Source organism: Hymenobacter metallilatus (genome assembly GCF_003944705.1).
GTDB classification, from domain to species: Bacteria; Bacteroidota; Bacteroidia; order Cytophagales; family Hymenobacteraceae; genus Hymenobacter; species Hymenobacter metallilatus.
This window is the reverse complement of record NZ_RWIS01000009.1, coordinates 25,234-49,085: the sequence shown is the minus strand read 5'-3', so window position 1 is coordinate 49,085 and position 23,852 is coordinate 25,234. Positions and strand designations below refer to the sequence as shown.

The 23,852-nt window shown below is 61.8% G+C and carries 18 protein-coding genes; 3 read left to right on the top strand and 15 right to left on the bottom strand.

From position 1 onward, the window contains the following. Positions 1 to 94 precede the first annotated feature (94 nt). Both EI290_RS13785 and EI290_RS13780 read right to left on the bottom strand, forming a co-directional pair. A complete protein-coding gene (locus EI290_RS13785) occupies positions 95 to 1,420 on the bottom strand; it encodes a TonB family protein (protein ID WP_185816997.1) in 1,326 nt (441 codons plus the stop codon). Further along, complete coding sequence (locus EI290_RS13780; protein WP_125431386.1) at positions 1,386 to 1,808, bottom strand: BlaI/MecI/CopY family transcriptional regulator; 423 nt, start codon at positions 1,806 to 1,808, stop codon at positions 1,386 to 1,388. The genes EI290_RS13785 and EI290_RS13780 overlap by 35 nt, the downstream gene beginning before the upstream one ends. A gap of 172 nt (positions 1,809 to 1,980) precedes the next feature. On the opposite strand from EI290_RS13780, the gene EI290_RS13775 reads away from it, so the two are divergent. Further along, on the top strand, positions 1,981 to 3,204 hold the full coding sequence (locus EI290_RS13775; RefSeq protein WP_125431383.1) for an alpha/beta hydrolase family protein: 1,224 nt from the start codon (positions 1,981 to 1,983) through the stop codon (positions 3,202 to 3,204). Positions 3,205 to 3,402: 198 nt separating this feature from the next. On the opposite strand, the gene EI290_RS13770 is transcribed toward EI290_RS13775, so the two are convergent. The 5 genes from EI290_RS13770 to EI290_RS13750 form a co-directional block, all read right to left on the bottom strand. Then, a complete protein-coding gene (locus EI290_RS13770; RefSeq protein ID WP_125431380.1) occupies positions 3,403 to 3,780 on the bottom strand; it encodes a hypothetical protein in 378 nt (125 codons plus the stop codon). Between the two features lie 18 nt (positions 3,781 to 3,798). Beyond that, positions 3,799 to 5,406: a TonB family protein gene (locus tag EI290_RS13765; protein ID WP_125431377.1), complete on the bottom strand. Its 1,608-nt coding sequence runs from the start codon at positions 5,404 to 5,406 to the stop codon at positions 3,799 to 3,801. Between the two features lie 74 nt (positions 5,407 to 5,480). After that, complete coding sequence (locus EI290_RS13760) at positions 5,481 to 7,976, bottom strand: penicillin acylase family protein (RefSeq protein ID WP_125431374.1); 2,496 nt, start codon at positions 7,974 to 7,976, stop codon at positions 5,481 to 5,483. Between the two features lie 126 nt (positions 7,977 to 8,102). Then, entirely contained in the window at positions 8,103 to 8,720 is a 618-nt protein-coding gene (locus EI290_RS13755) for an outer membrane beta-barrel protein (RefSeq protein ID WP_125431371.1), read from the bottom strand. A gap of 200 nt (positions 8,721 to 8,920) precedes the next feature. Then, entirely contained in the window at positions 8,921 to 9,739 is an 819-nt protein-coding gene (locus EI290_RS13750; protein WP_221766265.1) for a septal ring lytic transglycosylase RlpA family protein, read from the bottom strand. Between the two features lie 383 nt (positions 9,740 to 10,122). Here EI290_RS13750 and EI290_RS13745 point away from each other — a divergent pair, with 383 nt between their 5' ends. Then, positions 10,123 to 11,037 (top strand): DUF72 domain-containing protein, encoded by a 915-nt coding sequence (locus tag EI290_RS13745; RefSeq protein ID WP_125431368.1) that lies wholly within the window; start codon positions 10,123 to 10,125, stop codon positions 11,035 to 11,037. A 75-nt stretch (positions 11,038 to 11,112) separates the two neighbouring features. On the opposite strand, the gene EI290_RS13740 is transcribed toward EI290_RS13745, so the two are convergent. Next, complete coding sequence (locus EI290_RS13740; protein WP_125431365.1) at positions 11,113 to 11,793, bottom strand: hypothetical protein; 681 nt, start codon at positions 11,791 to 11,793, stop codon at positions 11,113 to 11,115. 163 nt (positions 11,794 to 11,956) lie between these two features. Between EI290_RS13740 and EI290_RS13735 the strand changes: the two genes are divergently transcribed. Then, entirely contained in the window at positions 11,957 to 14,041 is a 2,085-nt protein-coding gene (locus EI290_RS13735; RefSeq protein ID WP_185816996.1) for a matrixin family metalloprotease, read from the top strand. A gap of 48 nt (positions 14,042 to 14,089) precedes the next feature. Here EI290_RS13735 and EI290_RS13730 read toward each other — a convergent pair whose 3' ends face one another. The 7 genes from EI290_RS13730 to EI290_RS13705 all read right to left on the bottom strand — a co-directional run bounded on the left by EI290_RS13730 (position 14,090) and on the right by EI290_RS13705 (position 23,802). Continuing rightward, positions 14,090 to 15,037: a 3-oxoacyl-ACP synthase III family protein gene (locus EI290_RS13730; RefSeq protein ID WP_125431359.1), complete on the bottom strand. Its 948-nt coding sequence runs from the start codon at positions 15,035 to 15,037 to the stop codon at positions 14,090 to 14,092. Positions 15,038 to 15,486: 449 nt separating this feature from the next. Beyond that, entirely contained in the window at positions 15,487 to 18,585 is a 3,099-nt protein-coding gene (locus EI290_RS13725; RefSeq protein ID WP_125431356.1) for an efflux RND transporter permease subunit, read from the bottom strand. 114 nt (positions 18,586 to 18,699) lie between these two features. After that, the gene (locus EI290_RS13720; RefSeq protein ID WP_125431353.1) at positions 18,700 to 19,926 is read right to left on the bottom strand and encodes an efflux RND transporter periplasmic adaptor subunit; all 1,227 of its coding nucleotides are present in this window, start codon (positions 19,924 to 19,926) and stop codon (positions 18,700 to 18,702) included. 24 nt (positions 19,927 to 19,950) lie between these two features. Beyond that, positions 19,951 to 21,237 (bottom strand): TolC family protein, encoded by a 1,287-nt coding sequence (locus EI290_RS13715; protein WP_125431350.1) that lies wholly within the window; start codon positions 21,235 to 21,237, stop codon positions 19,951 to 19,953. A gap of 543 nt (positions 21,238 to 21,780) precedes the next feature. Next, positions 21,781 to 23,187, bottom strand: a complete 1,407-nt coding sequence (locus EI290_RS13710) for an MFS transporter (RefSeq protein ID WP_125431347.1) — start codon at positions 23,185 to 23,187, stop codon at positions 21,781 to 21,783. 10 nt (positions 23,188 to 23,197) lie between these two features. After that, complete coding sequence (locus tag EI290_RS22470) at positions 23,198 to 23,338, bottom strand: hypothetical protein (RefSeq protein WP_185816995.1); 141 nt, start codon at positions 23,336 to 23,338, stop codon at positions 23,198 to 23,200. A 53-nt stretch (positions 23,339 to 23,391) separates the two neighbouring features. Further along, positions 23,392 to 23,802, bottom strand: a complete 411-nt coding sequence (locus EI290_RS13705) for a DUF6691 family protein (protein ID WP_125431344.1) — start codon at positions 23,800 to 23,802, stop codon at positions 23,392 to 23,394. Positions 23,803 to 23,852 lie beyond the last annotated feature (50 nt).

The window sequence follows — 23,852 nt, the reverse complement described above, 5'->3', positions numbered from 1 at the left end:
TTATCGGGCGCTCAGGCCTAATATACGGCCCGAAACGCAAAACCGCTGCCCACCCAGCGGTGCGCAGCGGCTTGAGAGATGGTAGGCAAGCGGTTTACTTCAAAGCAAACTGAACAGGTATAGTATAGCGGGTAGCTACGGCCTGCCCGTTGCGCTGGCAGGGTGTCCAACGACCGGGTAACGTTTTCACGGCTGTGAGGGCTTCTGATTTCAGCGCCTCCACTGCCCCATTGGAGCCACTGGGGGCTTTTAGTACCTCAGCATCCTGAATTCGACCCTGCTCATTTACTACAAACCGAACGAAGACAGTGCCGCTCAGTTTGGCTTTCTTAGCGGCCAGCGGGTACTTCAGCTGCTTTAGTACATCTGCCATCAGCTGTGCCTGCCCGCCCGGATAGCCAGGAGACTGTTCATCCGCGGTGTACAAAGCAGGTGGAGGTGGGGGTGGCACAAGAGAGGCTTCGGCCACGGTGGGCGGCGGGGGAGGAGGTAATTCGCCAGCTTTTTCGCAGGCGGCTACCCCGGCCAGCAGAGCCGTGCCTAGGGGCAGGAGCAGCCATTGCTTCCAGTGGCGTGCGGAGGAAGATTGAGTAAGCATACGGATACGGGCAAGAGTGAGGGACTGAGTAAAGGATTGGGTAAGCGGTACGTTGGGTTGGTAGGGGCGCAGGGCCAGGCGGGCCAGTAGGCTGGCATAGATGGTGGGTGAAGCCGTAGCCGGGGAGGTAGTGCGGAGGGCCTGGGCATCGGCCATAAACTCCTGCACCTGCGCCAATGCCCGCGGGAACAGATGTACAACCGGGTTGGGCCAGAGCAATGCCCGCACCAGCTCCAGGCGCAGCTTCTCGGCGGTATGGCCCTGCTGCACATGGGCTATTTCGTGGGCCAGCACTGCCTGGGCTTCGGCCGGGGTGAGCGGTACGGTTTCATCCCACAGAATCCAGCGCCCGAATGAGCTGGTGGGTAGCTGCCCGCCGGTGCGCACCAGCACGTAGCCAGTGCGAAGCTCCCGGGGCAGGTGGCGGGTGCGCAACCACAGGCGCAGCACCCGGGCCCCCAGCAAGGCCAGCATCAGCAGCACCCCGGTGTAATACAGCAGCGGCAGCCACTGGGGCAGACTGTATAGGGCGCTGCCCACGGCCTGCACCGTGGGGCCAGGTAGCAGCCCGCCGCTTAGCACGGCCCCGGCTTTACCCGAAGCGGGCTCGGCGGGCCAGTATTCCAGTCCTGCGCTTACTAGCCGGGGCAGCAGCAGGGCCAGCCAGGGCGTAAACTGCAGAAAGCGGCGGTTGTAATGAAAAAACCGCTCCTGTCGGAGCACGTAGCGGTACAGCAGCCAGCAGGCTCCCAGGCAGAGGGTGCTTTGCAGCAGCCAGCTCAGCAGGTCAGGCGTGGTGCTCGGCAGTAGGGTCGGGCTCATCGGCGGGTGGGGGTGAGGTAGCAGTCTGAGCGTGGCGCAACAGCTCATCCAGCTGGGCCGCATCCAGGTTTTCATCCTGGGCAAAAAAAGAAACCAGCCGGGTGAAGGAGCCCCCGAAATAGCCTCCCAGCAGCTTGCGCAAAGAGAAGCGCCGGTACTCATCCTGGGCCACCAGGGCGTGGTAGCGGTGGGTGCGGCCGAAAGCCTCGTGACCCACAAAGCCCTTTTGCTCCAGAATGCGGATGATGGTGGAAACCGTGGTGATGGCTGGAGTCGGTGGGGGTAGCGCGGGCACCACGTCCTTCACGAAGGAAGGGCCGCGCTGCCATAGTACCTGCATTACCTGTTCCTCGGCCCGAGTCAGTTCCGGGAAATTTGTGTCGGCCATTGATATTTTGGTATAGTAGTGAACAAGTATAACTAATTATTTAGTTAATAAACTAATTTTTTAGCTAAAATATTTCTCCTCGGCATAACTCTGGTTTTGCCCGGAACAAGCAACCCGGTTTATACTGTTGTACAGGCAGATTCAGGATTCAGCTAATCAACTGCTTGTGATATTGATTTCCCGCTTACGCCATCTGACGCACTTGTATAAGCTGGGCCTGCTGGGTCTGGTAACTACTTTACTGCTGGGTGCCGGCTGCCAAAGCTCTGCCACCCCTGACCCTGCACCGGCTACCACGCCCGATGTCACGGCTCCTGCTACGGTACTTACGGGCAGCACCCTGCTGGGTGAGTATACCCCGGCCCAGCTAGCAGCCCGGGTGCAGGATATTCCGCTGGTAGGCTCTCTGGCCCGCTACCCGGTGCGGGTGTACCGCCTCACCTACACCACCCGCAACCCCGATGGACAGCCGGTAACGGCTTCCGGGGCCCTGCTAGTGCCGGTTTCCTCTACTGCCCTGCCGGTCATCAGCTACCAGCACGGTACCATCAGGCCTGCTGATGAAGACCGGGCGCCATCCTATTACAGCCAGAACAGTGAGCTATGGTCGGCGGTATCGGTGCTGGCTTCCACGGGCTACGTGGTATCAGCCCCCGACTACATTGGGTACGGAGCCAGTAAGGCCCTGCCTCACCCGTATGAGCACGCCGGTTCCCTGGCCTCGGCTTCGGCCGATATGCTGCGGGCGACCCGGGAGTTCTGCAAAAAGGAGAATATCAGCGTGAATCAGAAGAACTTCCTGCTGGGCTATTCCGAGGGTGGCTACGCTACAATGGCCCTGCACAAGTATCTGGAAGAGAAGTACGCCACTGACTTGCCCGTTACGGCCAGTGCGCCAGGAGCGGGGGCTTACCATAAGTCGGAGTTTGCGAAGTACATCATGAACTCCACGCAGCCGCTCAACTTCCTGAGTACTTACGTGTGGGTGCTGGATACCTACAACCGGGTGTATAAGCTGAACCGGCCCACCACCTACTACTACCAGGAGCCGTACGCTACGCGGCTGCAGGCCAATCCTTTCAGTGAGGTGCCCACGCAAGCCACGGCGCTATTTGCTCCGGGTTTCCGGCAGGCAGTACTATCTGGGTCCGATGCGGCCTTGCGTGCATCCCTGACCGATAACGACATCTTCGACTGGAAGCCGAAAGCTCCCACAGCCCTGTTTCACGGCACGGCTGATGATTACGTACCGTTCTTCAACTCCCAGGATGCCTACAACGCCATGCGGGCCCGGGGTGCTGCGCAGGTAGAGCTACGGCCCATTCAGGGCGGCAACCACTTTACCTCCGTAACGGCCTACACGCTGCAGGCCTTTGCGTTCATCTCGCAGTTTTAGGAAAAGCAATCTGCCGAACCAGACTGTGTTTGAAAAGTTGGTTCTGATCCGCGAAATGTCCTGCTCATCTGGCATCCGCTTGTCGAAGCATCTCTCCCGCTTCGTTTAACGGCTCAGACGAAGCGGGAGAGATGCTTCGACTCCGCTCAGCATGACGGTTCTGGAGTTTTCAGACTCAGCCTAGTTAATGGATTATGTTCAGGCCTTTGCCGGGGCTGCGGGCCGGGGCGCAAATGCCCATCGGAACAGGGCGCCACTAAGCGCCGCCAGCCCGCCTGCCAGCCCCAGCAGCAGCCCGCTCACCAAAACCAGCAGCCCGGTATTGCCGCCCAGGGGAATGAGGGTAGCCACGCGGGTGGCCAGCAAACCGGCCCCATGGGTATTCAGCCATACCGCCGGCAGCCACCAGCTCAGGCCCGCACCCAGCAGCCCCGCCAGAAACGCGCCGCCAATAGAGGTGCTGCGCCAGGCCGCCAGCCCCAGGCACAGCGGTACAACGCTCCACCACGGCAAGAAAAGCTGCGCCAGCACAGCGGAAACCAGAATCAGCAGCAGCAGTACACTGAAAGATTTCATGGACGACAGAACGGGGGGTTAGTCTTGAATGGTGCCGGGCTTGCGGCTTAGCTCCGGTGCAGGCATCGGAATAATGACGCTTTGCCGCACGGCAATGGCCTGGCCGGAAGCATCGTGGGCGGGTGTCCAGGTGGGCATACTACGCACCAGGCGCAGGGCTTCTTCGTCGCAGCTGCGGCAAAGGGGACGCACTACTTCGGCGGCCCCGATTTTGCCATCGGGCAGCACCACAAAGCGCACTTCCACGGCTCCGCGTAGATTCTCTTTGGCCAGCACTTTCGGCTCCCGCAGCTTGGTGGTGAAATACTGCCGCAGGGCCATGCCGCCGCCGGCAAACGTAGCCTGAGTAGCGGCCTCGCGCGGCTCAAACACATGGGTCGGGCTGTAGAGCTGCACCAATTGGGTGGTTTGCACCCGCACAGCCTGACCGTTTTGCCGGCCGGGCTCCAGGCGTGGCAGCTTCGCCACGGCGGCCAGGGCGGCGGCGTCGCAGGCGGGGCTGAGGCTCCGGACGACTCTGGCCTCTTCCACCTGCCCCTCCCGGCCCACCACAAAGCTCACGTACACCCGGCCTTCGGTGGTGCCTTGTGCTACCTCTTTGGGCAGCACCACAGCTGCCTGCAGGGCCGAGGCAATGGTGGCATCAGTGGTGCCGGCCAGCCGGGGCATCTGCTCCACGTAGGTATATACTTTGTCCTCCGGTTTGGGCAAGCTAGGCACTGGCGGAATGGCCACACCCGGTGCCCCTGGCGTGGTTTGCAAACTGAATGTAACCGGCACCGTGTACGATACCGACACGGTGCGGCCGTTTTGCTTGCCGGGCTCAAAGGGCGGCAGCGCCCGAATCACCCGCAGTACTTCTTCGTCGCAGCCGGCTCCCAGGCCTTTTATGATTTCCGGGTTGATGGCTCTGCCGCTGGGCTCCACCGTGAATTTCACGAATACCCGCCCCTCCACCTTTTTCTCCACGGCCTCGGCCGGGTAGCGCAGACTGGCCTGGATATAGCTGATCAGCCCTTCCTGCCCGCCCGGAAATACCGGCATCTGCTCCACGTAGGTGTACACTTTGTTTTCTACTACTTCCACCACCACCGGGTCGCCCAGGCCGCTCAGCTCAACCGCCTCACTGTTGCCCTTCACGGTAACGGAGCGCTGTGGTTTGGGGGCTGGCTCAAACATCACGGGCAGCAGAACGCGGGCTGCTACGGCTTCGTTGGAGCGGCGGGCGGGGCGCCAGCGGGGCATGGCTTTCACCAGCCGAAGTGCCTCCGCGTTGCATTCGGCGCTCAAGCCCCGCAGCACAAACGCATCGGTCAGGCGGCCGTCGGGCTGCACGGTGGCGGAAATCTGCACCAGCCCGCGTACCTGGCCGCTTTGTACTGTTGGGGGCCGCTGCACTTTCGTGAGCAGATACTGCTGCAGCGCGTACTGGCCCTCTGCGTACTCCGGCTGAATCTGGACTTCGTATTGCTCATACACGCGCGGCGCGGGCACCGCCGGCCGGTCGGCACTTTTGGCGCTGGTTTTGGCGCTGGTTTTCTGCGCCAGCGCAGGTGCCGTCAGGCTAACTGCCAGACCGCAAAGAAGAATTGGCCGGGCTAACGGAGAAGCGGGAAACAACGACATTTCACAGAAATAGGGAACACGCAAGCGGGTGGGGTAGCTGACAAGTTACACAGGAAACGAAAGCATCAGTCCTCTTACTGCTCCAGCCGCCAGGCAGCCCGCAGGCGGGGGTGGTTTTCGTCGGCGGCGCGCAGAAACACCAGCTCATCCAGCTTGCCCACGCGCCAGCTTTCCAGCATATCGTCATAATAGCGGGAGGCCGGGTTGCCGCTTTGCCCGCCGGGGAAGATGCCGTAGGCCTTCACCTGCGGCCCCAGCGCCACCACCATGCGCCAGGAGGGGCCGTTGCGCGGACCGGTGGCATTCACGGTGCCGGGGCTGCCGGCGCACACAATATCCTGGTGCCCGAAGCCCGGCAGCTGGGCCAGGTGATTGATATCGGTGCTTTTCTGGTTGGCCCAGCCCCACTTCGGCCCCAGCGGGCCAAACTTGCGGGTCAGCGAATCCACGGCGAAGTGTAGGGAAGCTGCCAGCAGGTCGTGCACGTTTTCCTTCTTGGGGGTGCGCCGGTCGTCAATCCAGGGGCTGGCGGGGTAACTGCCGTAGCGTGCAGCAAAAGGTTGACTTAGCAACAGTTGATTGGTTCGGTCCCGCGAAGGATAGCGCATTTCCAGGCCGGTGGCAGCTTTGCTGAAATCATCCTCCCATAGCCGCTTTACCAAATCCTGGTACCACAGTTCGAAAATGGTTGCGGCTATAGCCTCGGTGGTATAGTGATAGTCCCAGTTTCTTAATACGCCAAGCGCTTCACCATTGGGTGTATTTGGTAACGGCGGTGGAAATTCTCGGTCTGTCATCTTATTACCAACCATCGTTTCCAGCATCCACGGCAGCATGGTCTGGGCGTTGATGCCGAGGTTGTCGTTCTGCAACAGGCGCAGCGTATCGGCCGTGGCGCGGCGCATTTTGGCCAGTTGCTGGTTGATGCGGTGGCCCCGGTCCCAGGGCGCGTAGTCCCAACCGATGTAGTAGGGGTAGTCGGGCCCGGCCGAGTGCTGGTTGGCCGATGATACAAAGCCCCGGGCCGGGTTCTGCACCCGCGGCGTCTGCGTCATCGGTATCCAGCCCTGCCAGTCGGCGCGGGCATCGGAGCCGTCCAGAATAAACTTGCCCTGCTCGGGCCACTTCAGCGGGTAGCGGCCGTTGGGCCGGATGGCAATGTCGTTCTGGTTGCTGGCGAAGATAAAGTTCTGGGCCGGGGAGCCGTAGGTATGCAGGGCCCGGTCATAATCCTGGTAGGTGCGGGCGTGGTTAAGCTTCACAAAGGCCAGCACCTCGTCGGCACCTTCGTGGGCGGTCCAGCGCATGGCGTGCTGGGTGGGCGTCTGGGGGTTGAAGGGTTTTTCCTGCTGGTCGTACACCACGGGGCCGTGGTGGGTGTAGAGCACGGTATCGAGGCGGTCGGGGAGGCCGCGCACCACAATGCGCTCCACCACCCGGCGCACCGGTTTCCAGCGCCCAGCGTGCCAGTACTCGCGCTTCGAGCTATTCTTGAATTTGAGCTGGTACCAGTCCAGCACGTCGCCGCCCACGTTGGTTACGCCCCAGGCCACCTGCTCCGTAAACCCGATAATGACGGCCGGCGCGCCCGGAATGGTTACGCCGTACACGTTCTGGCCGGGGGCGTGCAGCTGTACCTGGTACCAGATGCTGGGCAAATTCAGCTGCAGGTGCGGGTCGTTGGCCAGCAGCGGCAGGCCCGAGGCCGAGCGGCGGCCCGCCACGGCAAAGTTGTTGGAGCCCAGCTCGGCATCCGGCTCCCGCTGCGGCACCTTCCCCGACAGCGCCGCCGTGAACGAGGGTGGTGTGGCCGGCACCGGCAGCGGCTTGAAATCCAGGGGCGTACCCACGGGCACAATCGGGTCTTCACGGAAGGGGTAGTCCGGGAACAGGTCCCGCGTCACTTCCGATCCGTACTTGCTTAGGATGTTGCTCAGGCGCAGGTCGTCGGAGCGGCCGCTCAGGTCCCAGGCCATCAGCTTCAGCAGCAGGGCGCACTTGAGCGGCTGCCAGGGCTCGGGGGCGTAATCGAGCAGCTTGTACTCAAACGGGTAATCCTTGGGCGAAAGGCTGCTGATGTAGGCATTCACGCCCGCCGAATACGACTCCAGCACCAGCCGCGTCGTGTCGTTTTTCAGCATGGACCGTAGGGAGTTTTCGGCCCCAAAAGGTAGGCCCATGCGCCGTTGAAACCGGTCGTACTCCAGTGCTTTCGGCCCCACTACTTCCGAAATGCGGCCGGCCGCCACCCGGGTCATAAACTCCATCTGCCAGAGCCGGTCGCGGGCCGTGAGGTAGCCCTGGGCGTAGTACAGGTCGTGGTCGTTGAGGGCGAAAATGTGCGGCACCCGCCGGTCGTCGAACCGTACGCGCACGGGCTGGCGCAGGCCGGGCAGGTGCAGGGTCTGCTGCTCGGGGAAGTCTGCCTCCGTTTCGCCGTTCTGCCAGAAGCCCCGGTAGGGGCTCAGCAACCGGGCCACGGGCGGCACGTCGCCCTGCTTGGTATTCAGAACCCAGGTAAGAGTAAGCGTAACGAGGAGCACCAAGGTGCCGGGAAGAAAACGAAGCATATACAGGAAGCACAAAAGCCAGGTCAACATCCGACAAAAAAAGGCGGCACGCAACTACCCCGCGCGTTGCGTGCCGCTCAGATGCTGACTGCGGCAGATTGTGCTATCGAGTGGAGATGATGCTGCTTATTTAATGCTGGGTAAAAGTAGAGCAAACCCGGCCTGAACGTCAAGGTTGCCATTGGTGCGGTCAGGGCCCAGGGTGCTACGCTTGTAACCGGCAGTCAGCTCCAATGCCGCGCTCGGAGTGATAAAATAATTATAGCCCAGTCCGGCACCATACTCCTGATAATCTATCGTCCTTTCACGCCTAGTCTTATAGCGACCCGAATACGTGTTCTGTTGCCGGTTCCTTAGCCACCCCAGGCCACCTGAAATCTGCCCGAAGAACCGGTGAGAACCAGTGCCCGGCAGGTAGTACCGCACGAAGGGAGATACGCCAAACGTAACGTCACTGGCCGAGAACTTCTCGTCGGAGCCGATTGTTCCGGAGAAAACATACTCGTATCGGTAGTGAGAGTAGCCAAGGGGCACCTCTGCGCCTACCAGAAAGTTGGTAGTTATAAAGTGTCCGGCCGCTGGCAGTAGCGCACCACTAATGCTGCGAAAATTGTCTTCCGCCCGCTGAGTGTAGCTGATATTGCCCGCGTTGATGCGCAGGTAGGTAGTTCCCTGTGAGGTTTGCGCTTGAGCAGCGGCAGCTGTTAATAGTCCTAGTGCTAGTGTAGCCGGTATAATTTTCATGATTGAAATGAGACAAGGTATGGCTCATCAACGGTTCCCGTAAATAGCCTAGTATACAGTCGGACTGAACTATATAAAAACTCCGCTATTTTCTTGTGTATACCTTCTTTCAACCCTGCTACTTATCAAGCAGTACATAAAAGCAAAAAAGCAGCTGATCCAGAAGGATTAGCTGCTTTTTTTTTAAACAGAATAACTACTTACAGATTCTCGCCCTGGCGTACCAAACCAGCCACACCCACACGGGCCAGCCGGAGCCGTACCTCATCGGCCTCGGCCTGGGTGGCGAAGCGGCCCACCACCACGCGGTTCAGGGCCTTGCCCTCGGCGGTGGTAGTGGCTATGGTAGTTACCAGAAGCTTGGGCTCCACGCTCTGGATTTTGTCCATAATGGCGCGGGCATTGCGTGGGTCACCGAAGGTGCCAGCCTGGATAACAAAGGTGGCGGCAGGTTCCGCTTTCAGGGCTACATCGGCTGCTTCCGTTGCGCCGGCCTGAATATCGGTATGCACAGCGGCCAGTACGGTGGAGTCGGCGGCCAGCAGGGCCAGGTCCTCGGGAGCATCGGTGGGGCCGAGGGGAGTGGAGGGGTCAACCACCTGGGCCACTACCGATACTGCGCCGGCACTGATGATGCCCAGCGGGCGGGCCGCTACTTCGGCCAGGTCCAGAATGCGCTGGTGGCGGAACGGGCCCCGGTCGGTTACGCGCACCACCACAGCCTTGCCGGTTTGGGGGTTGGTAACCCGCAGTCGGGTACCGAACGGCAGGGTTTTGTGGGCGCAGGTATACTTGTTCCGGTCGAACCGCTCCCCATTGCTGGTGCGGTGACCCTGGTGTTCACGGCCGTACCAGGAGGCGCGGCCACGTAAAACAGTAGCCTTTTTAGCGGCCGCTGCGGGGGCTTTTTCATCGTCACATGCCCGCCGCAGGCGAGCCGAGGCCGAGAAGGCCGTCAGCAGCACGAGAAGCAGGCCCATCATCAAGCCCGAGAGATGCAGTCGTAGAGTCAACTTCATGAAGTCTCTTGGTTGGTGAGTCCGACAAATCTAGAAGCCGCCCCCCAAACCACTGCCCGGAAGTCAGGCGTACAAGCGGAGTACGCAGGGTAATAATTGACCTTTTTAAATAATTTTTGCATTTAAATTATTGAATGGTCCTTCGCGAAATGATTGATTGTGTTTGATTAAGATGGTTTTTGCACTCTTTTTATACGTATGACTGCAAGCGTAAAAAATTAGAATATCTGCCGCTTAAAAAATTTTGGCCTTTGCGCCCTCCCGGGGGATAAAAGCAGGTTGCAAAAGTCACGGAAATGTGCTAAGACCTGGAAGAGGTGGCCGGCTAAGTAGCACACGTTGAAGCAATAACCGTGGTCCTGTGTTTTGCCGTACCTTCGGGTATGGATTTTGGCCGTCTTTCCGACCTGCGTTACGTCAACTTTCGCCTGCCCCCCGACCACCCCGATACGGCCCGGGTACTGGCCCGGGCGCTGCCGGTCCAGCCGGCTCCGCCCGCCCTGTTTGTGGGTTGCCCCATCTGGACCAACAAGGCCTGGGTAGGCAACTATTTTCCGGCTGGTATCCGCGAGACGGATTACCTGCACCATTATGCCCGGCAATTCAATAGCATTGAGCTGAATACGACCCACTACCGGATTCCGGATGCGCCTACCGTGCGCAAGTGGCGCGAGGCAGTGCCCCCAACTTTCCGGTTCTGCCCCAAGCTGCCCCAATCCATCAGCCACGACCGGGCCCTCTACAATGCCGACGACCTGACCACGAGCTTCTGCCGGGCTATTGAGGGGCTGGGGCCTACGCTGGGCCACGCCTTTCTGCAGCTGCCGCCCACTTTTGGGCCTGAGCACCTGCCACGCCTGGAGCGGTATCTGCTGGATTTTCCGGACTATGTGCCCCTGGCCGTGGAGCTGCGGCATCCGGCGTGGTTTTCCGATAGGGGGCTACTGGATTCGGTAGCGGCTATGCTGGAGGCACTAGGCAAGCCCCTGGTGCTAAGTGATGTGGCTGGCCGGCGCGACGTGCTGCACATGCGCCTGACCTCTCCTGTGGCCTTCCTGCGCATTAATGGCCACGGCCTGATAGACTCTGATTTCAAGCGCGCCGACGACTGGGCAGCGCGTATTGCCAGCTGGCTGGAAGCGGGCCTGCATACGGCCTACGTGTTCATCCACCAGAAGGACATCCTGCATTCCCCCATCTGGGCGGAGCATTTTATGCGCCGCCTGCACGAGTTGACGGGTATGGTCGTGCAGCCGCCCCGCGTAATTCCGCAGGCCGTGCAAGGCAGTCTGTTCTAAGCCAGCCCACCCCCACAGATGGGGCCCCTGAACACTATTCTCGGGTGCCCCATCTGTGGGGGTAGTGCCTGCGGGTTAGTGACTGGTGAGGCGGCTGCCTAAACTAAACTTAATGCCCAACTCCGGGGCAAAGCCAAACCAGGCAGCTTGTTTGGTGGGGCCATAGTACCCGTTGTAGGTATACCCCGGCTCCCGACCGATACCTCCACCCACGTAGGCTTCAAACCAGCCATATTTACCAATGCGGCGTTGCATGCCCCACACTACCGTCAGGGTAGAATACCGATAGGTACGGTAGGCGTCGGGATTGAAGGTGGAGTTGCTGTGCAGAGCTAGGTAGTTGCCCTCGAAAGACCCGGTGACCCGGCCCTTCTGCCGGCGCTTTTCCTGGTTGTAGTAATACTTCACGCCCAGGTCAAGGCCGTAGTCGCCAATAAAGGATGTTGGGGGGCCGTCGAAATAAGTGCGGCGGCCAAGCTCCATTCCGCCAAAGGCATTGGCGTACACCGAAACCGCCGACGATACATGGTGCTCCAGGCCCAGTACCAGCGGTACCGAAAGGCCACGGTAGCCGCCCAGCTCAAACCCCCGGGTAAGGCCCGTGCCCAGCCGGACCAGGGTGCCCGACCCCGCTGCGGCGGGCTGGGCCTGCTGGGTGGCAGTGGTGGTGTCGGTGGTTTGGGCAGTAACCAGATGGGGGGCCAGCATGGCCAGCACAGCCGGCATAGCCGCGGCAGCTAAAGGTGCAGTACGCATAAGAATAGATGAAAAAGGTAGATGCTGCCAACAAGAGGCCAAGGGCCGAAGAACGGTTGCGCGGCATTTGGCAGAGAAGCGGAAAAAAGCGAGGCAGGCACTTAACCGGAACGCAATAATTGGAGTACCTTACCTGCGGCCCTGTTGGCCACTCCGTAGCCCTATGTACCCCAAAAATATCCTCTGGCTTCCTCTGCTGCTAAGCTGCGGGCTGGCTACCCTGCCCGCAGCCGCGCAGGTAGCTGCCTCCTCCGAAACGCACTGCCTGCTGCTGCCCCTGGACCCGGCGCTGCGGGCGGCCCGGGCCACCCGTATTGTAGAAGCACAGGTGCTGGACGCTCACAGCTTCCGGGGGCCCCAGGGTCGAATTTATACCCGGCACCAGCTGCAGGTATTCAAGCAGCTGAAAGGGCCTGCCGGGCCTACCCTAACCCTAGTAACGGAGGGTGGTACTCTGGGCCTGGAGCGGCAGGAGCTTACCAATACGCTACGCCTGGAGCCCGGAGAGCAGGGAATTTTCTTTCTGGAGCCAGCTACGGTGGCAGAAGGAGCCTGGCAGGCATATGGCAGCCAGCAGGGCTTTATCCGCTATGTGCTCACCGACGGAACGGCCACCGAACCCTTCCGGCAGTACCGGCAGCTCAACGCCGGCTTCTATCAGCAGGTTGGGCTGGGGGCACCCCGGCTGGTGCAGCCCAACCGGGCACTGGAGGCCGCGCTGCACCGTTTGGACCAGCCTGTGGCGGCGAAGGGGCAGGCGCCGGTAATTACCACCCTGGCACCAACCAGCCTCACGGCCGGTACCAATTCGGTCCTGACCATTTCGGGTACGGGTTTTGGCGCAACGCGGGGTGCCGGCAGCGTGGAGTTTCGCAATGCCGATGATGGCGGCGCTTCCTATACCAAAGCCAACGCCGATGATTACCTGAGCTGGTCGGATACCCGGGTGCAGGTGCGCGTGCCATCGTTGAGCGCCACGCGCAATCCGGCTGGTACCGGCACCGTGCGCATCACCACCGATGGGCAGGTGCAGGCCACCAGCCCCGGAATTGTAACGGTTGTATTTGCCGCCTCCAATGTGCTGGATACCAACACCGGCCAACGCGCAGTGCCGGCTCACCGCAACTTCGACGGTGCCGGGGGCATGACGTTTCGTTTTGAGTCCGACTTTGCCGCCAATGCTGCCGCCGCGGCCTCGTGGCAGCGGGCACTGGTTACCTGGCGTTGTCAAACAGGCGTGAACTGGACGGTAGGGGCAACCCGCACAAAGACCGGCGTGGCCGAAGACGGCGAAAACTCGGTGGGGTTTGATGCCAGCAGCCAACTGCCTACCGGGGTGCTGGGGCGCACCACCAGCTACTACCGGGGCTGCTACCGCCCCGATGGCACAGTGGTATTTTATGTGCAGGAGGTGGACACGCAGTTTGATGATGCCACCAACTGGCAGTTCGGCACGGCTTCTCCTTCGCTCACGCAGGTGGATTTTGAGTCGGTGGCGGTGCATGAGCTGGGACACGCCCAGCAACTCTCCCATCTGATTTTGCCCACCGCCATTATGCACTACGCCATTGCCCGGGGCCAGCGCAGCCGTACACTGGCTGCCGGCAGCGACGTGGCCGGGGGCCGCTACGTGCTGCGTACCCGCAGCTTCCAGACGGCTGTGTGCGGACCTGCTCCTATGCTGCCGGCCCCGCTCACTACCCAAAGCGCCAGCTTTGCGGCCGGGGCCGGCGTAACGGTGCGCTGGACCACCCGCGACGAGTGCCTAGTAAGTGGGTTTGTAGTGGAGCGTGCCCCGGCCGATACTACGGCGGGCTGGCAAACAGTGGCTACCGTAGCGGCAGGAGCAAGCAGCAACCAATATACCCTAACCGACCCCCAGCCTCTGGGAGGCATAAGCTACTACCGCTTACGTGTGCGGCGCCCCGATGCCACAACCGATGCCGCTGTGCCCATCGGTATTACCGACGATGCCTCGGCGGCCAACTCGGTGCAGCTGTTTCCCAACCCAGTGAAAGGCAATGGCCCAGTTAGCCTGCAGTTTGTAGGTGGGGCGGCAGCAGGGGGGCTAATCGTGCGCTTTTACGATGCCGTGGGCCGCTACCTGGGGGGCTCCCGCTCCGAATATCTGCCCGGACTAAACGTGTTGCGCGTAACACCGCCCTCGTTGCGGGCCGGCTATTACCTCATCCGCTGGACGGATACCAACGGCCGGGAGGGCACTACTCCGTTTGTAGTAGCCGAGTAGCCCCCGACCTGTAACGGGCTTGCTGGAGCGGTAGCGCCACGTGCTGCGCTACCGCTCCAGCAGCATGGCACCGTAGGAGTAGCCGCCACCAAATACCGTAACCACAATGTGGTTGCCGGGCTGCAGCTGCGGCCACATATCGGCCAGGGCAATGGCGGCACCGGCGCAGCCAGTGTTGCCCAGCTCTTCGATATTGGATACCCCTTTCTCCTCGGGGAGGCCCAGCTGCTGTAGCACGTTCCTGGTAATGCGCAGGTTAGCCTGGTGCGGAATCAGGTAAGTGACATCTTCCACCGCCAGGTTGTTCTGCTCCAGTAGCTGCTGGGTAACCCGCGTCATGTAGGTGCAGGCGTGCATAAACACATCCTTACCAAACGGCATGATAATTCCCCGCTCCACTGGTTTCAGTGTTACGGCCTGGTCGGCTTTGCCAATGTTGCCGGCCCCACCCGTGCGGATGGATTGTACGCGCAGGTCGGCGGGGCTGAGGCGCTCCTGGGAGATAAGCAGAACAGCGGCCCCGTCGCCCCAGAGGTGGCCGGCTACAGTATCCAGGTCGTTGTTATAGGCCGTATTATGCTCGCTTACAACCACCAGGGCGCGTTTCGATTTGCCTAAGGCAAAATAGCCTTCCACAATTTCTACCGCATTCAGCAGGGACGAACAGGCCGAAGAAATGCTGACAACCGGCACATCCGATACATTCAGCTCCCGCTGTACGGCGTGGGCCAGGGTATAGATGGTATCGTGCGGAGTGTAGGTGCCGCCCACAATCAGGTCTACTTCGGTCGGCTGAAAATCGGAGGTCTGGGCAAAGGCCCGACGGGTGGCCTCCAGAGCCATGGTATTGGTGTTTTCGCCGGGGCCGGCCTTGCGGCGCGCCCGGATGCCGGTACGTTCTGTTATCCACTCGTGGGACAGGCCATTCAGACGAGTGAAGTGTTCGTTGGTAACAATGCTGGTCGGCAGATAGGCCGCCACTTGGTGAATGTACACGGGAGCGAGTGGAAGGAGGTAGGCAATGCAGAAACTGGCGGGCAAGGTACGGCGTTCCGGGCAAGTTGCGGGCTGATCCGGCCCTGGCCCGCACTTTGCACACGCGCTGTTCGTGCAACGCTCGTCACAAAGTCAGATTCGGGGGCTCGTAAGGCTCCTGTTTACGTTGGCGCGTGAACTTAGGTACACAACAGCCGCATAATGCCCCGGCCCGCACCACCCGGCTGGCACTGGCGCACGATACTCTGCCCGCTCCCAGGCCGGGAATAGTGTCAAGCCTGTCTGTAGTTGAAAAGACTGGCACCGCCCTCAAGTATAGAGGTTTGCGTATCGAGGGCAGCCGGGCACCGTTGCCACGTCTTCGTTCAACGCGAGGACGTGGCAACGGCGCCCGGCTGCAAATCAGTACGTTACAAACCTGCTATACCGTTACGGGGCACCAGCATCCGCTATTCTGGTGCCGTGTCCAGCGGCGGCAGGGCCGAATTTGACTTACGACCGAAGGCCCAGTACAGCGCTGGCATACCCACCAGGTTGAGCACGGTAGAGGTAATCACCCCGCCTAAAATCACCACCGACATGGGGTGCTCGATTTCCGCGCCCGGCTCGTTGCCGGCCACGATAATGGGCAGCAGCGCCAGCACCGAGGTGAGGGCCGTCATGATAATAGGCGACACCCGCTCCAGCGAGCCGCGAATGATGAGGTCCTTGCCAAACGGGACGCCCTCCTCGCGCTCCAGGTGCTGATAATGGCTCACGAGCATAATGCTGTTGCGGGCCGCCACGCCCAGCACCGTAATAAAGCCCACGATGGAACCCAGTGACAGCACCCCACCCGCCAGAAACGCCGCCAGCAAACAGCCCGACACGGCAAAAAACAAACTCAGAATACCCAGCACGGCCAGCCGGATGGTGCCGAAATCGGTGTAGAGCACCAGGAAGATGCCGACGAGCGAAAGACACACCAGCAGGGCCATGCGGTTCTGCGAGGCCTGCCGCTCGGCGTATTCGCCCAGAATTTCGGGGTGGTAGCCGGCTCCGAAGGCCACGCCGTCCACCTGAGCCTGCACGTCGCGGGCCACCGAGCCCAGGTCCCGGCCGCGCACGTTCAGGGTCACGTCGATGCGGCGGGAAGAGGCTTCGCGGGTAATTTCGTTGGGCGTAGGTACGATGCGCACATCGGCCACCTCACGCAGGGGCACGGCCCCGCCGCCGGGCAGGCCCACCAGCAGTTCACGCACGGCTCCAAAGTCGGCGCGCACGGCCGGCTGGCCCCACACGGCCACATCAAAAATCTTTTGCTCTTGGTAGATTTCGCCCACCTTGCGGCCCTTCACCAGCGTGCTGATGGCTTGCAGCACCGTACCCGGGCTAAGCCCAAACCGGGCCGCTGCTTCGGGCTTCATCTTCACCTGAATCTGGGGCACCAGCGTCTGCTGCTGCACTTTTAGGTCCACTACGCCTTCCACGCCCTCCAGCTTGCTGCCTACCTCTTTGGCCTTCGTGTAGAGCTGGTCGAGGTCGGGGCCGAAGATGCGCACCACGATGGTGGCCGAGGTGCCGGTCAGCACTTCCTTAATTCGCTCCCGCAGGTAGGTCAGCAGGTCGCGGTACAGGCCGGGGTAGCCGTCCACCACGGTCTGAATTTTGGCCACCGTCTGCTCATAGTCTACGTTCGGGTCCACCGAAATCCACAGTTCCGTGAAATTCGGTCCTACCACTTCGTCCGCCACCTCGGCCCGGCCAATGTGGGCCCCGAAGTTGCGCACGCCCGGAATGGCGCGCAGCTCGTTGCTGGCCCGCACCGTAATGCGCGACATGGCCTGCAAGGATGTACCGGGCTTTTCCACCCAGTGCATCAGAAAGTCGTATTCCTTGAAGTTGGGCAGAAACTCCTGGCCCAGCAAGGGTACCAGCAGCAAAGAGGCCACGGCCACCCCCGTCAGCGACCAGGCCACCCGCTTGGGCCGGGCCAGCAAGCCGGGCAGCATACGGGCATAGTGGCGCTTCAGCCAGGCTACCACCGGCGCATCCTTCGAGGCCTTCTCGGCCGCCCTAGGCAGCAGAATCAGGGCCAGCGCGGGCGTCAGCGTCAGGGCCACGAACAGGGAGGCTAGGATGGCCAGCACGTAGGCAAAGGCCAGGGGCTGGAAAAATGCCCCCGACAGGCCCGGCAACAGGAAAATGGGCAGCAGGACCAGCGCCACAATAACGGAGCCGAAAATTACGGCCGAGCGCACCTCCATGCTGGCCTCGTACACCACCGCAAAGGCCGTTTTGGGCGAGCCGGCCGCGTGGTTGAGCCGCAGCCGCCGCATGATGTTCTCCACGTCGATAATGGCGTCGTCCACCACCTCGCCCAGGGCAATGATAAGGCCGGCCAGCACCATGGTATCGATGGTTTTGCCGGAGTAGCGCAGGGCCAGCGCCGCCGCAATGAGCGAGGTAGGTAAGGCCAGGGCGCTGATCAGGGCCGTACGCCACTCGTATAAAAAGAACAGCAGCACCAGCACCACCAGCACGCAGCCAATGAGCAGGGATTTGTTGAGGTTGCTCAGCGACATTTCAATAAAGGTCGCGGGACGGAAGATAGTCGAGTCGATTTCCAGGCCTTTCAGGCCGGGCCGCATGGCGTTCAGGGCCGCCTCCACTTGCCGGGTCACGTCCAGGGTATTGGCGCCGGGCTGCTTTTCCACGATGAGCAGTAGCCCGGGGCCGTCGTTAATTACCGCGTCGCCAATGGGGGCCGGAAAGCCCTCTACCACCTGCGCCACTTCGCCCAGCTTCAAGCTCACGCCGTTGCGAAAGGTCACGGGCATCTGGGCCAAATCGGCGGCGGTCTGGATGGCGGAGCTCTGCGACACGGCCAACCGCTGGTTGGGCGAATCGATGAAGCCGCCGCCGGCCAGCGCGGTAGCATCGGCGGCGGCCTTTTCCACTTCGGCCAGGGTAAGGCCCAGGGTGCGTAGCTGCTCGGGGTTCACCAGCACCTGCAGCTGCCGGTCGCGCTGCCCCCAGATGGCCACATTGGCCACGCCGGGCACGGCCATCAGCCGGGGCCGGATGCTCCAGCGGGCCAGCGTGGTCATTTCCACCTGCGTGAGGCTATCAGAAGAAACCCCAATTTTCAGCACCCGGCTGGTGGACGACAGCGGGGAAAGCATAACCGGGGGCCGGGCCACGCCGGGCAGCGTGGGCGCCACCCGCGCCAGCCGCTCCTGCACGGCCTGCCGGGCGTTATTAATATCGATGCCCTGCGGGAAGTACAGCACCACCGACGAGAGACCCAGCACCGATTTGGAGCGGATTTTCTTGACGTCGGGCGTGCCGTTCAGCGCGTTTTCCAGCGGCACGCTCACCAGGGCTTCCACCTCGGCCGTGCTCAGGCCGGGCGCCTCGGTCTGCACTTCCACGTAGGGCGGGGCAAATTCCGGAAACACATCCAGCGGCGTATTGCGCACCACTTGCAGGCCTGCCACCAGCAGTACGCCAAACAAGACCACCACCACCAGCCGCAGCCGCAGCGCCGATTCTATTATCCACTTCATAGGGTGAAATTGTGAAATGGCGAAAGGGTGAGTCTGCTGTTTTGGTGGCACGTTTTGCGCGAGGGACGCAGCTTGAACGATAACTCACCATTTCGCCACCTCACCACCTCACCGTTAGTGGCTACCGCCAAACTCTGTCCCGAATAGCTCTGCCGCACCATCCGTCACCACTTCGGCCCCTGCCTGCACGCCCCGCAACACAACCACCTGCTCACCTACGGCGCGTTGCACTTCTACTCGCTGGCGGGTGTACTGCAAGGGCTTGGTGCGCACGTACACCCACTGCCCGCCCGAAGCATCGTAGAGCAGCGCGGCGGCCGGTATGGTCAGGGCCGGGGTAGCGGGGGCAGGCTGGCCTGCGCCACCTACGGCGAGGTTGCCGCTACCCAGCGCCACATCCACGGCCACTCGCTCGCCCGGCCGGAAGGCCTGGTCGGCATTGTCCAGCTCATAGAATACATCGGCCGTACCCGTACCGGCCGTGGCCCCGAGCAAAGGTGCTTCAACCGGGCGGGCGGGGCGGGCCGGGCCACCATTCAGAGGGCGCACGGTTACCGTTTGTTCTTTTCCCAGCCGGCGCAAGTCGCCCACAAACAGCGGCACGCGCACCCACACTTTATTGAGAGCGGCCAGCTCCAGTAATACCGTGTTGGCGGTTACTACCGAGCCGGATGCCACATTCACTCGCTGTACCACGCCGCTTAGCGGAGCCTTAATGAGCAGGGCCTGGCCGCCATTAGTATTGCCGCTGAGTGCGCCCTGCCGGGCGCGGGCGTCGGCCAGGGCGCGCTGTGCCAGGGCCACGTCGGCGCGGGCATCGTCGCGGGCCCGTACGCTGCCCGCGCGGTCGGCCAGCAATTCCTCGGCCCGTTGCAAGCGGGCCTGCGCTACCTGCAGCTGGGTGCGGGCCTGGGCCGTGCCCTGGTTGAGGGTAAGCAAGTCGCGCTCCGGGGGAAGGGGCACCAGTTGGTAGAGTGTCTGGCCCTGGCTCACCTGCCGGCCAGCCGTTATGCTGGCCCCGCCGCGGAGTGTGCCCTGCACCGGGGCCACAATTGTTACGGCCTGACCTGGCACGGCCTGGATTTCGCCCCCCACTTCACGGGTAGCCCGCACGTTATCGGCTTTAATAGCCACCGTTTTGATACCCAGCCGCTTCTCGGCGTCGGCGGTGAGGGTTACGGTAGTCAGGTCCGACTCCTTAACCGGGTTTTCTATCTCGGCGGGGCTGGCAGGCTTCGGCTTTTCGGCCTTGCCGCAGGCTACCGCGCCGCCCAGCAAACCGGCCAGCGCTAGGCAACGCGAAACCGCCGGCAGAAAGAGGGCAACTTTTGATGAGTGCATAACGAACGAAAAAACGGCTACAGTTTAAAAACGCCCGCCCGCAGCATACCGCAACCGGGCCAGGGCGCGGCGCTGGTCGGCGCGGGCCTCGGCGGCGCGCTGCTGGGCATCGAGCAGCTGGCGGGTAGTTTCGGCCACCTGCACGTAGGGAAAGTCGCCGTTGATGAAGGCATTGGTGGAGCGACGCAGCGCATCGCGCAGACTGGGCAGGTAGCTCCGTTCCCACAAAGCCACGCTTTGGCTGGCCTGCTCGTACTGGGCATAGGCTTCGCGCACGTCCAGGCTCACGGTCTGGCGCAGGGCCAGATACTGCCAGGACGCCTGTTCCAGCTCCGCCTGCACTCGGGCAATGCGGCCCTGGTTGCGGTTGAACAGGGGCAGGCCAATGGTTGCCCCCGGTCCCAGGTGCACCGGGTTAGGGTTGTTGAAGCGGGCATCCAGCGAAACAATGAACGCAAACACCCGGCTCCGTTCCCACCGCAGCCGCTGGCCAATACCTTCAATGCTTACCCGCGCTGCCCATACGTCGGGGCGGGTTGCGTAGGCTGAATCCAGCAGGACCGGTAAGGAAGGTACTGAAACAGCCGCCGCGGGAGCGGTAGTAAACCGTACGGAATCGGCATTCACGGAATCCAGGCCCAGGGAGGCCAGCAGGCGCAGGCGGGCCACCCGGTTGTCGCGGCGGGCCCGGTAGTAGTCGTCTACGGCGCGCAACGAATCGGCGCTGGGAGCCACGGTTTCCAGCTCGCTGGCCTCACCCACCCGGTAGCGGGCCCGCACAATGCGCGCCACTTCGGCCCGCATCACAATGGCCTCGCGGGCAATGCGTACCCGCTCATCGGCCAGCGTAACATCAGTGTAAGAAACCTGCGCGTCGCGGCTCACGAGCAGGCCGCGGCTGACGAGGCTTTCGGCCACGCGCTGGGTTTCGAGTTGAGCGGCGCCCACCCGGGCCGGCCGCTGCCAAAGCAGGTCAGCAGCCAGATTGAGAGCCAGGGAGAAGGGTGCGGTGCCGTGGGCCGTCATCAGGTTTAGTACGGGGTTGGGCAGCAAGCCGGCATCCTGCAAATCGGCCTGGGCCAGGGCCAGGGTGCTAAGGTCGGCCTGAAAGGCCGGGTTGCGGGTCAGGGCCAGGCTCACGGTTTCAGCTTCACTCAGGCCGTCCTGCAAATTGGGCAGCGCCGGAGCCGGGGCGGCCGCCCGGCGGGCAGGGCCCAGTTCGTAGCCGCCGCGGCGCTGCAGGCGCCGGGCCACATGGTCGCGGGTATACACCGACTTAGTGCTGACGCAACTGGCGAGTAACAATGGCAAAGCCAGCAGCCAAATATGGCGCCGGCAACGTACAGTGACCGTAATATTTGTAAACTGATTCAGGCGGAAAAAAGTCACGGCAACTAAAATGAGTGCAACAGAGCGAAGAACGTAGAGTTAGCGCATATGGAGGTGGTAAACGGGAGTATTTATCGGCTGTCATTCTCTGCTCTGCCGTGAAAGTGCGAGGCAGTTAGGAGAGTGGCTGTTTAGGTAGTAATGAAGAATGCGTGAAGCCTGCATCGGGCACAAGAATACATTCTGTTTCTGAAGCAATTCTGAGTATACCGTTACCAGATAAAAACTATCTGCCACAAAACAAAGCAGTCCGTAGCCCGCCTGGAAGCGGGCTGCGGACTGCTTTGTTGGCGTAGATGCGGTGTAGCCGCCCACGCCGCTCCAGCCGCAGGCAGGCAGCAGCCAGGCGCTGCTGGTCGTAGGTGGCGGGGGCTTAGCTCATCGGGCAGACGGGTACGGGCGGTGAGGCCCATCATTGAGCTGAACTAAGGCGGGCGTTGTGGCCGTAGCGCGTAACAATGGTGCCTAATGCAAGCGGGAGAATAGGTTGGTTGGAGCTACTAGCTGCTGCCCTAAGCGGAATAGATTCTTCAGGGTAGTGCCGGCCCCCCAGATGCTACTGCCCCAACCCGGATGCGGCTGGGAAGTGAAGGATGCCTCCCGGCTACCCGGCCGCCGTTCCCGGTTGGAGCAGCCTGGTGCGGTAATGGAGCCGCCGGAAACCTGAGGCAGGCAATACATACGGTAACGAATACTAAAGGCTGATACGACGGTAAGCCCACCAATGGCTGCCAGGGCCGGACCCAGCCCAAAAGCGTCGGCCAACACGCCCGTGAGCAAGGCCCCGAGGGCATAGCCGGCGTCGCGCCAGAAGCGGAAAATCCCCACGCTGCGTGCCCGTTGTGGGGCCGGGGCGTACTCGCCCACTGCCGCCAGAAAGGTAGGGTATACCAGCGCCGTGCCCGCGCCCAGCAGTGTCGCCAGTGTCAGAAATGCGGAGTAGCTGCTGGTGAACAGCATGGCCAGCAGCACCGCTCCCTGCAGCAGCATACCCCAGAACAGCAGGGTTTTTTTGCAGAGCCGGTCGGCTAAGGGGCCGGTTAGCAGCTGGCCCAGGCCCCACACGGCCGGATACACGGCGGCTACGGTGCCAATCTGGATAAGGGTAAAGCCTTTGGAGGTCAGCAGCAAGGGCAGCAGGCCCCAGACCATCCCGTCGTTAAGGTTGTTGACCAGGCCGGCCTGCGTGACCGAACCCAGGTTGGGGTGCCGCCAGGTTACGTCCCAGAAGGAGAGGGAAGAGCCCGGGCAACCGGTTGGTATCTGCGCTGCTTCCAGCGCCAGGTGGTGGCGGGTATCGTGCACCAGCAGGCTGCTGAGCAGGCCCAGCACGGCCAGCACGATGCCCAGGTAAAATGGGTAGGGGCGCAGGCCGTATGCGGTGGCCAGCCAGCCGGAAGCAAATGCCGTGGCGGCCATGGCCAGGTAGCCCGCCGACTCGTTCAGGCCCATGGCCAGCCCGCGTTGCCTGGGGCCTGCGAGGTCAATTTTCATCACCACCGTGCTCGACCAGGCCAGGCCCTGATTCAGACCCAGCAGCACATTGGCGAAAATCACCCAGCCCCAGGTTGGTGCCCACAGCAGTAGTAGCGGCACCGGCAAACCAATGATCCAGCCGATGACCAGCAGGTTCTTACGGCCTACCGTATTGGCCCAGGCCCCCGCGTAGTAATTAGCCACGGCTTTTGTCAGGCCGAACACCACAATAAAGGCGAGAATAGCTGAGCGGGCCACCAAATGAAACTCCTGCTCTGCCAGCCGGGGCAGAATTGTGCGCTCCAGCCCTACCATGCCGCCCACGAAGGCATTTACCAGCACCAGCAGGCCGAACTGGGGCCAGTTTTCACGCAAACCAAGACGCGGAGTTGTCATTGCCAGTAGCCTAACAGTAGTGAAGTGCCGTTAAAAACAGCTTCCGGGTCAGCACGATGGACACCACCAGCACCAGCGCGGCCGTAACCAGCAGCAGCACCCGTACCAGCCCCGAGAGGCGCGCGACGATGGAGTCCTCAGAAGGCACCATAACAGGCGTAGGCTAGAAGATTGAAAAGTAAGGAACCGGTTGGCCAGCCAGTTCTACATGGGCAGTTTGTCGCGCAGGGCGCTATAGGTCCAGGTGCCGGCCAGGGCTGCCAGAATCAGCACCGCCGCGCCGGCCACCCCGCTGCCCAGCTGGGCGAACATGGGGCCGGGGCAGGCTCCGGTCAGGGCCCAGCCCAGCCCGAAAATGATGCCCCCGATCCAGGTGCCGTGGGTATACTTTTTGTCGGCCAGGGTAATTTCCTCGCCATTAATGGTTTTGAGGCGGTTGCGCTTGATAAGCTGAATGGAAATCAGGCCTACTACAATGGCCGAGCCGATGATGCCGTACATGTGGAAGCTCTGGAAGCGGAACATTTCCTGAATGCGCCACCAGCTTACTACTTCGCTTTTCGTGAGAATGATGCCGAACAGTACGCCCAGCACCAGGTATTTCAGGTTTTTCATATCAGGGTAGAAGAGGTTGAAAGTAAGCGCGGGTGCCCAGCAGGCGTACC

Coding starts and splice junctions, on each gene's coding strand:
- EI290_RS13735 (WP_185816996.1), top strand. CDS start 11,957: ATGTACCCCAAAAATATCCTCTGGCTTCCTCTGCTGCTAAGCTGCGGG.
- EI290_RS13710 (WP_125431347.1), bottom strand. CDS start 23,187: ATGACAACTCCGCGTCTTGGTTTGCGTGAAAACTGGCCCCAGTTCGGC.
- EI290_RS13705 (WP_125431344.1), bottom strand. CDS start 23,802: ATGAAAAACCTGAAATACCTGGTGCTGGGCGTACTGTTCGGCATCATT.
- EI290_RS13725 (WP_125431356.1), bottom strand. CDS start 18,585: ATGAAGTGGATAATAGAATCGGCGCTGCGGCTGCGGCTGGTGGTGGTG.
- EI290_RS13745 (WP_125431368.1), top strand. CDS start 10,123: ATGGATTTTGGCCGTCTTTCCGACCTGCGTTACGTCAACTTTCGCCTG.
- EI290_RS13740 (WP_125431365.1), bottom strand. CDS start 11,793: ATGCGTACTGCACCTTTAGCTGCCGCGGCTATGCCGGCTGTGCTGGCC.
- EI290_RS13750 (WP_221766265.1), bottom strand. CDS start 9,739: ATGAAGTTGACTCTACGACTGCATCTCTCGGGCTTGATGATGGGCCTG.
- EI290_RS13770 (WP_125431380.1), bottom strand. CDS start 3,780: ATGAAATCTTTCAGTGTACTGCTGCTGCTGATTCTGGTTTCCGCTGTG.
- EI290_RS13785 (WP_185816997.1), bottom strand. CDS start 1,420: ATGAGCCCGACCCTACTGCCGAGCACCACGCCTGACCTGCTGAGCTGG.
- EI290_RS13760 (WP_125431374.1), bottom strand. CDS start 7,976: ATGCTTCGTTTTCTTCCCGGCACCTTGGTGCTCCTCGTTACGCTTACT.
- EI290_RS22470 (WP_185816995.1), bottom strand. CDS start 23,338: ATGGTGCCTTCTGAGGACTCCATCGTCGCGCGCCTCTCGGGGCTGGTA.
- EI290_RS13755 (WP_125431371.1), bottom strand. CDS start 8,720: ATGAAAATTATACCGGCTACACTAGCACTAGGACTATTAACAGCTGCC.
- EI290_RS13720 (WP_125431353.1), bottom strand. CDS start 19,926: ATGCACTCATCAAAAGTTGCCCTCTTTCTGCCGGCGGTTTCGCGTTGC.
- EI290_RS13765 (WP_125431377.1), bottom strand. CDS start 5,406: ATGTCGTTGTTTCCCGCTTCTCCGTTAGCCCGGCCAATTCTTCTTTGC.
- EI290_RS13780 (WP_125431386.1), bottom strand. CDS start 1,808: ATGGCCGACACAAATTTCCCGGAACTGACTCGGGCCGAGGAACAGGTA.